Raw genomic sequence first — 13,774 nt, 5'->3', positions numbered from 1 at the left:
GATGGATCTCATGATGACCCGAAGAATCACACAACTCCTGATCGGCCTGGCAATGTACGGCATCTCGCTGGCCGTGTTCATCCGGGCCGGCTTGGGCCTGGACCCCTGGGACGTATTCCACCAGGGCCTGTCGGAAAAGACCGGCTTCAGCATGGGCGTTGTTGTGATCGCGGTCAGCTTCCTGGTCCTTCTGCTGTGGATCCCGCTGCGGCAGATGCCTGGCATCGGGACCATCGCCAACGCGGTTCTGGTGGGCCTCTTCGCAGATCTCGGTCTGTGGCTCATACCGGACGTGACACACCTCGGCGGACAGATCGCCATGCTGGCTGGTGCCGTGATCCTCAATGGCATCGCCTCCGCCTGCTACATCGGAGCCCGCTTGGGTCCCGGCGCGCGTGATGGGCTCATGACAGGTCTCGTCCGGCGCACCGGGTGGTCCGTGCGACTGGTCCGCACCGGCATCGAGGTAGTGGTTCTGGCAGTCGGCTTCCTGCTGGGCGGCTCCGTCGGCGTGGGGACCGTGGTCTACGCCTTGGCAATCGGGCCGATCGTGCAGGTTCTGCTGCCGAAGTTCATGGTCCCGGAACGGTCAAAGGCAACGGCCCCCACGGAAGCCGTGGAGGCCGCGCCCGCTGCTTGAGGCTAGTCCTTGATGGCTCCCATCGAGAGGCCCGACTGCCAGTAACGACGCAGGGAAATATCAGAGGCTCGGGGTATTCAGGCGCCAACGCCGCCAACCAGAAGTGGTGGCGTTGGCGTGGTGGAACGTCCGACGGCGGCGCGCACCTTCGCGTGCTCCGGCGGCTATTGTCTTCTAGCTGGAGCACTCATTGCAGCCGCAGCCGCTGCCGGTTACCCATGGCCCCCGCAATACCGGGTTCGCGTGCGCCAGGTGATCCATGGTTGACCGGAAGTCGGTGGCGATCCGCGACGTGTCGGCCAGAAGTTTGCCATCCCGTTTCACGACCTTGCCCTTGACGAGTACGGTGTGGACGTTGCCGGTGCCGAGTTGGCTGACAACAGTTCCCCAAGGATTGATGACAGGCTCGGCGACCAGACCTGGACGCAAAATAATGATGTCGGCATCCTTGCCGGGCTCGAGTGATCCGATCCGATCAGCCAGCCCCACGGCCTCTGCCCCATTGATGGTGGCCCACTCCACAGCTTCCCTCATCCCGACCTCGAATGTTCCCGGATCATCGGGGACTGTATCGGGGTGGTCCAGGCGATAGGAAACCATACCGGCGAACATCGTGGTGAACAGATCGCGTGGCGCCCCGGTGACCATCGTGACCCCGATGGCGGGACGACCGCCCAGCGCGGACCAGCGTGCGATAACCGGGGGGATGAAGGCGCCGAGCATCTCGGCGGCCGGCAACGACACGATCTTGCCGCCGCTGTCCAGGACAAGCTTCAATTCCTCGTCTGTCGCCAACCCCATGTGAGCCCACAGGATGTCCGGACCGAGCAGACCTTCGGCATTGAGCGCCTCCACCTCGGTTGGCAGATTCGGCAGCTGAACCACACAGCCGTGCAGGGTGATCGGCACTCCAAGCGCTCGTGAAGCGCGCACTTGCTCCACCAAGGTCTGCGCGCCTTCAAAAGGAAGGTCCGACGCGCTGGTCCAGAGCGTCACGAGCTCGTTGCTGCTTCCTTTCGCAACCATGTTCCGGAGGTTGTCGAAGCGCTCCTCGAGCGAGCGGAATCCTCCTCGCTTACCAGGTACTTCATTGAAACCGATTCCGTAGACAGCACGGCCTCCCGAGTGCTCCAACGCTTCCATGTTGGCGTCGACGTGCTCCGGCGAATTCAAGCAGTGGGCGTAGTCAAGAACCGTCGTTACCCCGCCTTCGAGGGCGTCGAGCATGCCGACAAGGGCTGAGATGTACAGGTCCTTCGGCCGGTAGTCCTGCATCGCTTTGCCGCGAATGTGCTTCAAGAAGTTGTACGAGGTCCAACCGGATGCCGAAGTCCGGGTGCTGGACAACCAACTATGACGATGCGCGTCGATCATGCCGGGCATGACGATGCAGCGTTCCGCATCAATGATGACAGCGCCTGGAGGCGGTGACACTTCGGCGCCGACAGCGACGATCCGTCCGTCATCTCCGATCAGTATGGAGCCAATTTCCGGCTCGGCGCCAGCGCGCATTGAAAGTATGAGTCCGTTCTCGATAACAGTTGCCATGATTGATGCGCATCCTCCTACGTGGGGCTCCTGCAGAATGCCGAGCCTGTGCCAGTGATGATTGGAATCTGTATTAAAGTACATATATGGACTCAAATATAGATATGCGCTTCAGGCTAAGTTAGTGCCCGACTGGAGTCAATAGCGAATCCGGGCCGTGGTGACAAGGCATACTCATCCAGGGCAGTCAGGAGTCACCGGCGCGACGGCGGCATTGTGGCCGTCATCCCGGAACCGTCCGATCAAATCGGCCATCGGAAACGACGAAACCCGCCCCCACCCATCGCGGAGGAGCAGTCCGCCGGGCGATCAGCATCTGGCTGAAAACTTAGGAGACGCGCCCTAGGGAGCCGGCTGGCAGCGCGGGCAAAAGTAGATGTCGCGTTCCTCGGTCCCGTCCGGTCCTGCCAGCAGGCCTCGACGGATCGTGGCGCCGCAGCGCCTGCAGGGTTGGCGTTCACGGCCATAAACCCAGTAACCGGGACGCAAGGCGCGTGGGCCCAGGGTAGACCGGCGGCCAGGCCCAAGGTTCTCGCCGAGAAGGCGTTTGGCATCGTTGACCGTCTTGGCCAGATCCGGGACTTCGCCGACTGGCAGGGCCGGATGGATGCCCGAAAGGTAGCAGGCTTCACAGCGATAGATGTTGCCGATACCTGCCAGTTTCCGCTGGTCCAACAGGGCGAAACCGACGGTGACGTCAGGCTCGGCCCTGAGCCTGCGCAGGGCTTCCTCTTCGTCCCAATCGGGCCCCAGGAGGTCCGGCCCCAGATGTCCCACGATCTTCGCTTCCTCCGCTGTGGGCACTACCTCGAGAATGCCCAGCGAGAATCCGACGGCGTCGGCTACGGATGTGCGGAGCACGCACCTTGCCGTGTGGCCGGGTTTGGTCCAACGACCACCTGGCGGATAGATCATCCAGTTGCCCTCCATTTTGAGGTGGGAGTGGATGGTCAGTGCCCGGGGTTTCCTGCTGGCACCTGGATCTTCGTCAACAGGGCCGGCCAGGCGCATGAGCAAGTGCTTGCCCTTGGGGACCACCTCGGTCATGGTCCAACCGGCCAGGTTGAGGGTGGCGAAACGAGGGACGCGGAAGTCGGAAGCTGTGATGACCTGCCCCGCCAAGGCCTCGTTCAGGCGATGAGCTGCCCGCCAGATGGAATCGCCTTCAGGCACGGATTCTTAGTCCTTTCGGAGTGGAGTAGGCCCCCGCGGCCGCGAGGGCAACGGCGATGGGAGTTTCCAGGAGATCGTGGCCGTTGACCTTCTCCATGAAGAGCTTGTCTACGGCTCCGCGACGCACCACGTCCACCAGCGCCTGCGCCGCTACTGTCAGTGTGGCGTCGTCCTGGTTGAAGGTAAGCAGCGTCTTACCGCCGCGTTCGACGTAAAGGACCAGTGCGCCGTCGACCATCACCACCAACGCTCCGGCTTTGCGCCCCGGTCGGTGACCGGAACCGGCGTCGACGGACAGCGCAGGCCAGGGCAGCGCCGCGCCGTACGGGTTGGCCGGATCCGTGGCGGCGAGTGCAAGCGCGACGGGTTCCGCCTTGGCGATGCGGGCGTCTTCGGTGAAGGATCTCAGTCGGTCCACTGTTGCCGGGACGGCGAACTGGGCCGCCCCAAGGTGCTCGATGAAGTAGCCGCGGCGGCATCGACCGGCTTCTTCGAGCCGGGCCAGGACTTTGTACATGAGGCCGAAGCCGCCGATGATGTTCTCCGCCATGACCGAACCGCGGGTCACCACACCGTAGCGGTCCAGCAGAAGCTCAGCCGTGCCCCGGGCATGGATGGTGGGGTCCAGTTCGGGCGCAGGCAAAGCAGACCAGCGGCCTACTGCCGACGGCGGCGCCGGTGCAATGCCGCCGCCCACCGAGCCGTACCGCCCGCCGGTGAGGCCAGGCGATCCCAGCAAGCCGGTTCCATGCGAGCGGCCGAGCCTGCTCATCCGCGGAGCCCTGGCCCTGGGGGCCTTGGCAACCTGCCGGTGGGCTGTCTTGCCGCCCGAGATCATGGCCCGGACGGGGGCGAAGGTATCGCCGGTGACGCGTCCGGCCCACACCAGATCCCACAATGCGGTGACGACGGCGTCGTCGCTGAGGACCGCGTCCATGCCGCCTGCCACTTCCGTAAGTTGCCGGAAGAAATAGCCACCCCCTGCGCTGAAGTGCTCGAGGAGCCTCTGCTGGGCATCGCCGGGTTCGAACTCCGGATCCGGGTTGAGAGTCAGTTCGGCGGAATCGGCCACGTGCAGGCTGATCCAGCCGTCGTTGCCGGGTAAGGACCCGGCCCCGGACCAAAGGAGTTCGCCGGCAGCCATGAGTTCGTCCAACATTGCTGGCTTGTAGTCCGCCACACGGCTTGCGAGCACCAGTGGTTCCCACGCGGAGGCCGGGATGGGAACTCCGGACAGTTGGTCCACTGCCGTGATGATGCCATCGAGTCCCCGCAGTGCTTGGCTTCTGGGCTTACCCGGCGCGGTCACGTTTTGCCAGGCGGGGAGGAACCTGCCATAAGCGGCAGTATCGACGGGCTCCACTTCTGCCCGAAGCGCGGCAAGCGAACGACGCCGGAGCTTCCGCAAAACCTCGGCATCGCACCACTCGCTGGACGGCGGGGCGTCCAGGCTCATGAGTTCCGGTTCAACCGCTTCTGTGGGCTGCTCAGCCACAGCGTGGGGGCGGAACTCTCCTTCCACCACGCGGCCGTCTCCGGCCAGTCGCTTCAGGGCCGTATTGACCACAGCCACGCCGAGTCCCAAACGGGTTGCCGCCTCGGCCGCGGTAAACGGTCCATGGGTCCGGGCGTACCGGGAAACGAGGTCACCCAGGGGATCATGGACGGGCTCAATGAAAGCAAGCGGTACTCCCATTGGCAGCGGAACACCGATGGCATCGCGGAGCCGCGCCGCGTCTTCAATGGCAGCAAAACGCTCGACGCCGCCGATTGTCACTTTGAGTGCGCGGTTGGCTTTCTGCAGTGCAGCAAGGTGTGATTCGGCGTCGGACTCTGTGCCGTGCGGCGCGGCCGGAGGCCTTTCCTCCACGTGGTCCGGATCCTCAGGGTCCAGTGGCTGGTCCAGCGTTTCGGGCTGCAGGGCAGGCTCCGGCTGTTCCATCCCTTGAAGCCGTTCGGCTACCTCGTCGACGCTGAGCGGGCCGAGTAGACGCAGAAGATCAGCGATGCCTTCCATCCCACGCACCCGGCGGTCCGGCGCGAGCCGCTGCAACTCCATTTCGGTGGAGTCGATGACGGCTGCGTCCAGAAGCTCGCGAAGTTCCACCCTGCCCAGGAGTTCGTTGAGCAGTGTGGAGTCCAGGGCCAGGGCAGCTGCGCGGCGTTCGGCCAGGGGCGAGTCGCCCTCATACAGGAACTGGGCCACGTAACCGAACAGTAAGGACTTGGCGAAGGGCGAGGGCTGCTGGGTGGTGGTTTCCACAATCCGGAGCTCACGGCGCTCCACGGACGCGGCGATGTCCTTCAGCGCGGGGAGATCGTAAACATCTTGAAGGCACTCCCGGACGGCTTCGAGCACGATGGGGAAGGAAGGGTACTTTTTGGCGACATCCAGCAGCTGCGCCGAACGCTGGCGTTGTTGCCACAGGGGTTGCCGTTTTGCAGGATTCTGCCGCGGGAGGAGCAGGGCCCTGGCTGCGCATTCGCGGAACCTGGAAGCGAACAGTGCGCTGCCGCCGACCTCTGCCGTGACAATCTGTTCGAGTTCTTCGGGGTCGAAGAGGAACAGCTCAGCTCCGGGTGGTTCGTCCTCCATCATGGGTACGCGCAGCACAATCCCGTCGTCAGCGGCCATGGCTGAACCGTCCAGACCGTAGCGTTGCTGCAGGCGTTGCCCGACGGCGAGTGCCCACGGAGCATGGACCGGCATGCCGAAGGGACTGTGGAGGACTACCCGCCAGTCGCCGAGTTCGTCGTGGAAACGCTCCACCACCAAGGTCCGGTCACTGGGGACAATCTCGGTGGCTTCCTTTTGTTCCCTGAGGTATTGGATCAGGTTGCTTGCGGCGAAGGCGTCCAGGCCGCTGGCTTGGCAGCGTTCCATGGCGGGAGCTTCATCCGCAGCGGAGAGTTCCCGGATGAAGGCCCCCAACGCCCTGCCAAGATCAACAGGACGTCCCAGGGAATCACCCTTCCAGAACGGGAGTTTGCCGGGCTGGCCGAAAGCGGGGGAGACCAACACGCGATCGTGGGTGATGTCCTCGATTTTCCAGCTGGTGGCTCCGAGGGCAAAGACGTCGCCCACCCGGGACTCGTAGACCATTTCTTCGTCGAGCTCGCCCACCCGGCGTCCGCCCTTCGCGGCGCGGGCAGAGGCTGTTGGTTCACTGCCGTCCGAACTGGCCGGGGAGGACGAGCCTTCAACTTCGGTGCCGATGATGTAGACGCCGAACAAACCACGGTCCGGGATGGTGCCGCCGGAAGTGACCGCCAGCCGTTGCGCACCCGGCCTGCCTTCGATGGTGCCTGCGTGCCGGTCCCAAATGATGCGTGGACGGAGTTCAGCGAATTCATCGGAGGGGTATCGTCCAGCCAACAGGTCCAGGGTGGCCTCGAACGCAGAGCGGGGAAGGCTCGCGAACGGAGCCGATCGACGCACCGTACTGAACCACTCCTCGACGTCGATACTTCCCAACGCCGTGGCCGCGACCGTCTGCTGGGCCAGGATGTCCAGCGGGTTGGTGGGTATGCTCAGCCGCTCGATCTGGCCACTGAGCATTCGCTCAACGGTGACGCTGGTGTGCAGGAGGTCAGCCCGGTGCTTGGGGAACAGCACGCCCTCGGAGATCTCGCCCACTTGGTGTCCGGCACGTCCCACGCGCTGCAGACCGCTGGCTACTGAAGGCGGCGACTCCACCTGGATCACCAGGTCCACGGCGCCCATGTCGATGCCCAGTTCCAAGGAGGACGTGGCAACGACGCAACGCAGCCTGCCGGATTTGAGGTCGTCTTCGATCATGGCGCGCTGGTCTTTGGACACCGATCCGTGGTGCGCTCGGGCAAGCACAGGATCTGCGCCGGTGGTACTGCCGGCTTGGGCCATCATGTGCGCGGGCGTTGCTGTGGAGGAGGGAAGGGCCGGGGTGGGATCGCCCACGTTCGATTCGGGGGCTGCCCACTCCCCGCCGCCCGCTGCCATCAATTGACGCTCGGCATAGATCTCGTTCAAGCGGGCGGTCAGGCGCTCCGAAAGGCGCCGCGAGTTCGCAAAGACAATGGTGGACTGCTTGGACAGAACCAGATCCACGATCTGCTCCTCCACATGCGGCCAGATGGACGCCTGTGGTTGCAGCCCGGACGCCGGGCCGGAATCGAAGGCCCCTGCCGCACCCTGCAGGTCTGACATGTCCTCCACAGGTACCGTGACCGTGAGGTTCCAGTTCTTCTTGGACGGTGGAGCGACGATTTCGACGGGAGCTTGACCCGCGAGGAACTGGGCCACCAACTCGCGGGGCTGGACCGTGGCCGAGAGTCCGATCCGCTGGGCAGGTTTCGGCAGGAGCGCATCCAAGCGCTCAAGGGAGACGGCCAAGTGCGCACCACGCTTGGTGCCCGCAACGGCGTGCACTTCGTCGATGATGATGGTGTCCACTTCGCTGAGGGTTTCCCGCGCACGGGACGTCAGCATAAGGAACAAGGATTCCGGGGTGGTGATGAGGATATCGGGCGGGTTGGTCAACAGCGTTCGGCGATCCGCCGCCGTCGTATCTCCCGAACGGACTCCGACAGTCACCAAAGGTGCCGGCAAGCCCAAACGCTTGGCTGTCTGGGTGATCCCGATCAGCGGTGACCTGAGGTTTCGTTCAACGTCCACACCCAATGCTTTGAGCGGTGAGATATAGAGGACGCGTGTTTTGGTTTTGGGGCGCTTTGCTCGTCCCTTGCCGTTCGCTGGCAGGGTCTCAAGCCCCGGCAACGTGTCACGGGGCGTGGAGTGCAGCCTGTCCAAAGCCCAAAGGAAGGCAGCCAGTGTTTTGCCGGACCCCGTAGGCGCTACGACCAGGGCATGGGAACCCGAGGAGATCGCGTTCCAAGCGCCGTCCTGAGCAGGCGTGGGCTCGGAAAAAGCGCCGAGGAACCATTCCCTGGTTGCCTGGCTGAAACGGCTGATGGCGCCAACGGACGTCTGCGGCTCCTGCATTCATCCATCATGCCCCACGGCTCCGACAGAATAAGACGGAACCGTGGGGGACTGGTCAAACAGCCTGGAATGCAGTGATGGTCAGCAGCTTGATGCCGGCGTTGCTGCACGCATCGTGCTGTTCGGCGACGAACAGTGAGGCAGTGTCATTTGGCGGGTAGATGCGAAGCCCGGCCGCGGGGACCTTGGTGCAGTCGCCGTAATTGCCTGCCTGCGTGTACCGGATCTCAGCCCACGCGGACTTGCCCGGGGCAAGCTCAATCTTGGTGACCGGGGTGGTGGTTTCACGGGTCGCCGGTTCACCGATCGGTTCACCGTTGGCATCTGCCGTCAGGGACACCCCGGCGAAACCCTCAACAATGCACGGGGCCGTTCCGGAGTTGGTCAGGATCAGCTTCTCGTAGACACTGCCGGCTGCTCCGCCACCAGTGGAATCGGTGGCAGCGGTCAGGCTCGACGCCTTGCACTGGCCAACAGCTGCCGGTGGCGCGGAGGTGGTTGTGGGAGTGGGGGACTGCGAGGGCGTCGTGGTGGCCGTCGCCGAGGGGGAGGCCGATGTTGACGATGCCGAGGGAGTGGAAGAACTTGGCGGGGCACTGCTCGATTCCGCCGGGCTGGGGCTTGGTCCACAAGCCGCAAGAAGCAGCAGCGAGGCGGCCGCCGTCGTCGTCACAAGACCGGTTTTGATGCGCTGAGTCCACATGGGCACCAGCCTTGCTTCGGGGGTGGCACTAGTCAATTCAGCCACGGGTTACAGCGCGGATTGGCGCCCGGATCGTGATCTTCCGGGCGCCACCTGCGCTGATTACTTGGCGTCTGCCTTCACGGCGGCGGGCTTGGCCGAGCGGCTGCGGAAGAACGCCGCGCCGCCGAGCCCAAGGCCCGCGATGCCGGCGATCAGGCCGGCCCAGCTCCGGGCCTGTGACCCGTCGTCGTTTACCGAGGAGGCTTGCTCGGTGGACACGCTGGCGGCAGCGTGGTGGTCTCCCGCAGCATCCGCCGGGGTGATGGCGATGGCCGGTGCGGGCGACTTCAGGTCATCCTCGCTCTGGCCGTCCTTGGGGATCTCGATCCAGTCCGTCTTGCCTGTTTCGCAGGTCTGGTACGTGGGGAAGTAGATGGTCTTGCCCGCTGCGTCCGGCAGTTTGACCGAGAGGACCAGGGCATCGCGCATGTGCGGATCCAGTGGCGCCTTGGCCGTGTAAACGATCTGGCTGGTCCGCTTGGTGATGGACGTGCCATCGTCCAGCTTCTTGGGCTCAGCCAGGTTTTCTGTCACCTTCTCCACGTTCCAGTTCGGGTTCACGGTGGGGGTTGCGTCGGTCAGTTCCTCGGGGAGGCTGATGGCAATCTTGGTGGTGCCGGACGTGCCGCAGCCGTGGGGGACGCTGAACGTCAACAGTGCGTAGGAGTTTGCTGCGGTCTTGTTCGGATCTACGCCGACGTGGGCCGATGCGCCTGCGATCCCGGCCATCATCAGGGCAGCGGTTCCGCCAGCAACGGCGGTAGCGGACAGGGTACGACGGAGCGAGGACTTGTTCATGGGGTTGCCTTTCGGGGCGCCAAAATGAGGGGCGCTGGGGTACGGGTTTGGGAGCCCGTCACCTTGCAAAGGCTATTACTGGCTTTGCAGCTTTGGTGCCGGGCGGAACTAGCTAAGTACGACGACGGCGGGCGGGCCGCGGCGGCTGTCTTGCCTCAGGTTCCGCCAGGGGCGGGGGATGAAAACCTCGGGTGCGCCAACTGCGACAGGTGACGCGCCGGCGTCGGGCCTGAACAGAAGCGTTGGAAGGGAAACCAATGGTCGGAGCCACGCGGCAAGCTGCCACAGCGCATCCTCGCCCTTGGCCAGGACGAGGGCCGACCCCAGGGTGGCTACGACGTGGGCGATCAGCATCAGGGCCCCAAAGGTGGTGCCAAGCTGGTGAGTGTGTTCACTGACGGTGTTCAGCGCAGGGTTCAACGGTTCGCTGCCCAGGTGGTGGGCGGTTCCCTGCGTGCCGGCGGCAACCGGCCCCAAGGCAGTGAAGGCCTCGTGGAGTGCCAATTGTCCCGAGCCCAGGAGCGCTGCCATGGTGACGGCGTTCAGCTTGAACCGGGTTGCCAACGTGGTTGCCAGCGCCGTCAGCGCGACGAGCGCCAAAAGGACTGGTGCCATGGGTAGCGATCCGCCGCCGATCACGTGCGCTCCGGCGGCCAGAACGACAATGACCAGCGCGATGGCTCCTGACCGCAAGGCATGGAAGGGTGCCCGGGGCTGTGAAGTGCGCACGGGTCCTCCCTTTCTTCTTGCGTTGGCTGTTCGTCGGCGTCTTGATTCTATCGGGAGTTCGGTGCAGGTCTGGCCCCGGATGGGTTCGCCGCGGCCTCTTGTGTGGCCGCGGCGGTCCGCCCCGCGATGGCGCTGGCTGCAATGGTGATGAGAGCACCTAAGACCATCGCCGCGCCTTCGCCGGGTTGGAGCAGGTGCAATTGTTCGCCGATGGTCACGGCGGCCACGGGCACGCCCAGTTGGGATGCCGAGAGGACGGCCAGCGGCAGGGGCTGGCCGAGGACACGCATGGCGGCGTGAACCAAGAGGGTACCCGCGCCAAGGCAGAGGCCCAGGAGAATCATTTGGGGGTTCGATCCGAGGTCGTTCAGGTTCAAGGAAGCGCCGAGCCAGACGAAGAAGACCGGTCCCAGGAAACCGTCACTCACCGCGAAAAGCTGATGGGCGAGCCGCCGGGGTTCACCCACAGCTGCCACGACAAGGCCAAAGGAGAACCCGGCCAGCATCACGGAGACGTGCCCCAGAACGGCCAAACCTGCCAAGGCAAACAACAAGGCCAGTTGGATCCGTAATTCCAGCGCGAACTTCCTGTCTTCGGAAACGTCGTGCAGGCGGCCGCGTGTGCCGCGGCGTTCCAAGGCCCGGAGGATGAAGAACAGAAGCACCGCGCTGACCGCTACCGCGGCCGCCCCCAGAGCTGCGCGGCCCGCGTTGGGCGGATCAACCGCCAGCGGGAGTGCCACGATGCAGGCTATGTCGGCTATCGCTACCTGGGCGGTCATGGTCAGTACCTTGGATCCGCGCAGTCCCAAGGAATCGACGATCGGCAGCACCAAGGCAGCCGACGACGAGGCCAGCAGCACGATGTACATGGGCGCGTGGCCTGTCCCGAAAACGGCAGCAATCCCCAAACCCGTCCCGACGGCCAGTACCGCCGCGGCCCCGGCCCGGGCTGCGCCGCCTCCCAGGGCTGCCCGGATCGCTTTGTCCCGCACTGGGACGTGCGTGCCTGCAACGAACATGATCAGCGCGAAGCCGACATCGGCCATCAAAGTAAAGGCAGGGTCCCCAGGGTCCACCGCATGGAGTCCCGTCCGGCCAATCACGATGCCGGCCAGCAGTTGGCCCAGGACAACGGGCAGATGCCATTTCCGGGGCAACGCAAGCAGTGGCCCCAGGAGGGCCACTGCCGAGATCAGGGAGAGCTGAAGGAAGGTCACCTGCTTTGCCCGGGCGGGAGGTCCGCCAATTTGAGCGGGATATCGGTGTTCTCGTCCGTGTAGTAGCTGGCGCAGACGCGGTGGTACCCATCGACTACCTGGGCCGGGATTCCACGGGCCAGGTCCCCGCGCACCACGAGCACAGGTGAAAGCCGTTTGCCGCTCCTGATCTTGCGCAGGTCAGACGCCACGTGTGCGTTGTCCTCCGGAAGCAGGGCCAGCCGGGATGCGCGGAGGATGTCTTTTGCTTTCCTATGGACAATCCTGGCGTTTCGCAGGGCCTTCACCAGTTGGTTCACGGCATGGTCGGAACCCAGAAAGGACAAGTAGTCCGCTGCGGCCGGGTAGTCCTGTTCCTCCGGTTCCGGGAGCCACAGGACACTGTTCTTGGAGGCCTCCGGCATGTTCAGCGTCCTTCCTGCGTAAGTTTGCGCCGCGCAGTGAAGGTTGGACCCGGCGGCGCCGGTACGCTGCCCGCCGAACCGGACCTACGACGGCGGAGCTCAAGTTTAAGGCTTTCCTCACCTTGGGCCATGGCCCAGTGGTGGTTCGCCGAGAACGCTGGTTTGAGGAGCCAACTCAGTCTGCGCAGGAGAGGTTTGGCGGTGTTGACCCGCCAGTCGTAGGTGATGACTGTTTCGGGGCCATCCGTTGTGAAAGTCCAGCGTCCCGTACCGTTGAGGTCGCCTTTGGCTGTGAGTGCGAAGCCATCCAGGGTCACCGGTTCCGTGACAGTGAGCCGCCAGCGCAAGGTGTAGGGGAGCCAGCCTTTGGTGTGGAGATCGAAAGAAGCGCCCACTCTCTCGGGGCCGCCCGGGGATACTCTCGTAACGTCCAGGTAGACCGATGGCCACCACTGTTTCAGTGTCCCGGCATCTCCCAGGACATCAACCACTTCCTCACGCGTCCCCGCCACGCGCCAGACGGTGACGAATTCGTAGTCGGTGCTTTTGCCTGTTTGTTGTGCCGACCTGGCCATTGCCGCCTCCACGGTCCGTGATGGTTCCGAGGGTGCCATGCGGCATCCGGCCTAAATCTACTCCTGGCTGCGGCGAAGGGTTAGATCCCGGCTCTTTGCCTTCGCGAAAGTGCCGAAACCTTGCCCCTCGACGCGTTATTTGCCGGTTTTCAGCAGTTCGTCCATGTCGAACAGGGCTTCAAGGGGGCCCGCGGTCTCGGTCAGAGGTTGGTCGGATCGGCCACCGCAGTTTTCAGCCGACTTGGAGTAGCGCTCCGCACCGCCATCCCGGATGGTGATCTTCGAACCCGTGCCTCCCGTGCAACCGGGCTTGGGTTCGCTGATCTTGCCGGCACGGGCGGGCAAGGTTTTTGCCGACTCCAAGACCTTGGTCCACGTATCGGCCGGCATGACAATTGTTTCCTGGGCCAGCACGTCGCCATATGAGTCAACGGTGATGGAGGCGTCGTTTTTCGAAGCTTTGATCACGTAGCTGCGGTGGTACTGAGGCGGGACGGAGCTGTCACGGAAGCTGTACTCGACCGTGGTTGTGCCGGCATCCAACTGAAGAGGAGCAGAGCCGGCGCAGGATGTTGCCATTCCCGCGCAGATGACGGCCAATGAGGCCAACACGATGCGTCGACGCATGTGGATTCCCCCTATTTGGATGGCGGCGGTGGCCTTTCCGAAACGGCCTATTGGTGGATGACCACTGCTCGAAAAAATACACCACAAAGGCGCTGAGAATGCAGAAAACCCCCGGTTTCCCGGGGGTTCTCATTGGCGGTGACGGTGGGATTTGAACCCACGTTGGCTTTTACACCAAACAACATTTCGAGTGTTGCACCTTCGGCCGCTCGGACACGTCACCAACTGAAATAGGGTACCGGAGTTGGGCCCGGTTCCCCAAAACGTGCCCGCTCGGAGCCGCGGGCACAACCGCCCAAAGCCCACCACGAAACGGGGCCAACTTCCATCCGAA

11 protein-coding genes, 1 tRNA gene and 1 pseudogene are annotated in these 13,774 nt (G+C 64.0%); 2 read left to right on the top strand and 11 right to left on the bottom strand.

The features are described from left to right. Positions 1-10 precede the first annotated feature (10 nt). Positions 11-640: a membrane protein YczE gene (gene yczE, locus IEY62_RS14940; protein WP_189019204.1), complete on the top strand. Its 630-nt coding sequence runs from the start codon at positions 11-13 to the stop codon at positions 638-640. Between the two features lie 174 nt (positions 641-814). Here the strand turns inward: yczE and IEY62_RS14935 are convergent, their stop codons facing one another. Continuing rightward, complete coding sequence (locus IEY62_RS14935; protein ID WP_189019201.1) at positions 815-2,188, bottom strand: amidohydrolase family protein; 1,374 nt, start codon at positions 2,186-2,188, stop codon at positions 815-817. A gap of 159 nt (positions 2,189-2,347) precedes the next feature. Between IEY62_RS14935 and IEY62_RS14930 the strand changes: the two are divergent. Beyond that, a pseudogene (locus tag IEY62_RS14930) lies at positions 2,348-2,455 on the top strand (IS5/IS1182 family transposase); the annotation flags it as partial. Positions 2,456-2,530: 75 nt separating this feature from the next. On the opposite strand, the gene IEY62_RS14925 reads toward IEY62_RS14930, so the two are convergent. The 10 genes from IEY62_RS14925 to IEY62_RS14880 all read right to left on the bottom strand — a co-directional run bounded on the left by IEY62_RS14925 (position 2,531) and on the right by IEY62_RS14880 (position 13,663). Further along, a complete protein-coding gene (locus tag IEY62_RS14925) occupies positions 2,531-3,361 on the bottom strand; it encodes an Fpg/Nei family DNA glycosylase (protein WP_189019199.1) in 831 nt (276 codons plus the stop codon). Next, positions 3,354-8,342 (bottom strand): Lhr family ATP-dependent helicase, encoded by a 4,989-nt coding sequence (locus tag IEY62_RS14920; protein WP_189019197.1) that lies wholly within the window; start codon positions 8,340-8,342, stop codon positions 3,354-3,356. The genes IEY62_RS14925 and IEY62_RS14920 overlap by 8 nt, the downstream gene beginning before the upstream one ends. 55 nt (positions 8,343-8,397) lie before the next feature. Next, on the bottom strand, positions 8,398-9,045 hold the full coding sequence (locus IEY62_RS14915; protein ID WP_189019508.1) for a DUF4232 domain-containing protein: 648 nt from the start codon (positions 9,043-9,045) through the stop codon (positions 8,398-8,400). A 102-nt stretch (positions 9,046-9,147) separates the two neighbouring features. After that, positions 9,148-9,885, bottom strand: coding sequence for a YcnI family copper-binding membrane protein (locus tag IEY62_RS14910; RefSeq protein WP_189019195.1), 738 nt, complete (start codon positions 9,883-9,885; stop codon positions 9,148-9,150). Positions 9,886-9,993: 108 nt separating this feature from the next. Then, entirely contained in the window at positions 9,994-10,614 is a 621-nt protein-coding gene (locus tag IEY62_RS14905) for a hypothetical protein (RefSeq protein WP_189019193.1), read from the bottom strand. Positions 10,615-10,661: 47 nt separating this feature from the next. Further along, positions 10,662-11,834: a cation:proton antiporter gene (locus tag IEY62_RS14900; RefSeq protein ID WP_189019190.1), complete on the bottom strand. Its 1,173-nt coding sequence runs from the start codon at positions 11,832-11,834 to the stop codon at positions 10,662-10,664. Beyond that, positions 11,831-12,238 (bottom strand): hypothetical protein, encoded by a 408-nt coding sequence (locus tag IEY62_RS14895; RefSeq protein ID WP_189019188.1) that lies wholly within the window; start codon positions 12,236-12,238, stop codon positions 11,831-11,833. Before IEY62_RS14895 ends, IEY62_RS14900 begins: the two co-directional genes overlap by 4 nt. Before the next feature lie 2 nt (positions 12,239-12,240). After that, entirely contained in the window at positions 12,241-12,852 is a 612-nt protein-coding gene (locus tag IEY62_RS14890; RefSeq protein WP_407671501.1) for an SRPBCC family protein, read from the bottom strand. Between the two features lie 96 nt (positions 12,853-12,948). Next, complete coding sequence (locus tag IEY62_RS14885; RefSeq protein ID WP_189019186.1) at positions 12,949-13,440, bottom strand: hypothetical protein; 492 nt, start codon at positions 13,438-13,440, stop codon at positions 12,949-12,951. A 133-nt stretch (positions 13,441-13,573) separates the two neighbouring features. Further along, a tRNA-Ser gene (locus IEY62_RS14880) sits at positions 13,574-13,663 on the bottom strand. Positions 13,664-13,774 lie beyond the last annotated feature (111 nt).

Origin of the sequence: Paenarthrobacter histidinolovorans, assembly GCF_014647595.1 — a bacterium.
GTDB lineage: Bacteria > Actinomycetota > Actinomycetes > Actinomycetales > Micrococcaceae > Arthrobacter > Arthrobacter histidinolovorans.
Note: the sequence above shows the minus strand (reverse complement) of the source record. Positions and strands in the feature narration are given on the sequence as shown.

What these genes read in the sequence shown, in the direction of transcription:
- yczE (WP_189019204.1), top strand. Translation starts at nt 11, where the DNA reads ATGATGACCCGAAGAATCACACAACTCCTGATCGGCCTGGCAATGTAC.
- IEY62_RS14935 (WP_189019201.1), bottom strand. Translation starts at nt 2,188, where the DNA reads ATGGCAACTGTTATCGAGAACGGACTCATACTTTCAATGCGCGCTGGC.
- IEY62_RS14920 (WP_189019197.1), bottom strand. Translation starts at nt 8,342, where the DNA reads ATGCAGGAGCCGCAGACGTCCGTTGGCGCCATCAGCCGTTTCAGCCAG.
- IEY62_RS14915 (WP_189019508.1), bottom strand. Translation starts at nt 9,045, where the DNA reads ATGTGGACTCAGCGCATCAAAACCGGTCTTGTGACGACGACGGCGGCC.
- IEY62_RS14910 (WP_189019195.1), bottom strand. Translation starts at nt 9,885, where the DNA reads ATGAACAAGTCCTCGCTCCGTCGTACCCTGTCCGCTACCGCCGTTGCT.
- IEY62_RS14895 (WP_189019188.1), bottom strand. Translation starts at nt 12,238, where the DNA reads ATGCCGGAGGCCTCCAAGAACAGTGTCCTGTGGCTCCCGGAACCGGAG.
- IEY62_RS14890 (WP_407671501.1), bottom strand. Translation starts at nt 12,852, where the DNA reads ATGGCACCCTCGGAACCATCACGGACCGTGGAGGCGGCAATGGCCAGG.
- IEY62_RS14885 (WP_189019186.1), bottom strand. Translation starts at nt 13,440, where the DNA reads ATGCGTCGACGCATCGTGTTGGCCTCATTGGCCGTCATCTGCGCGGGA.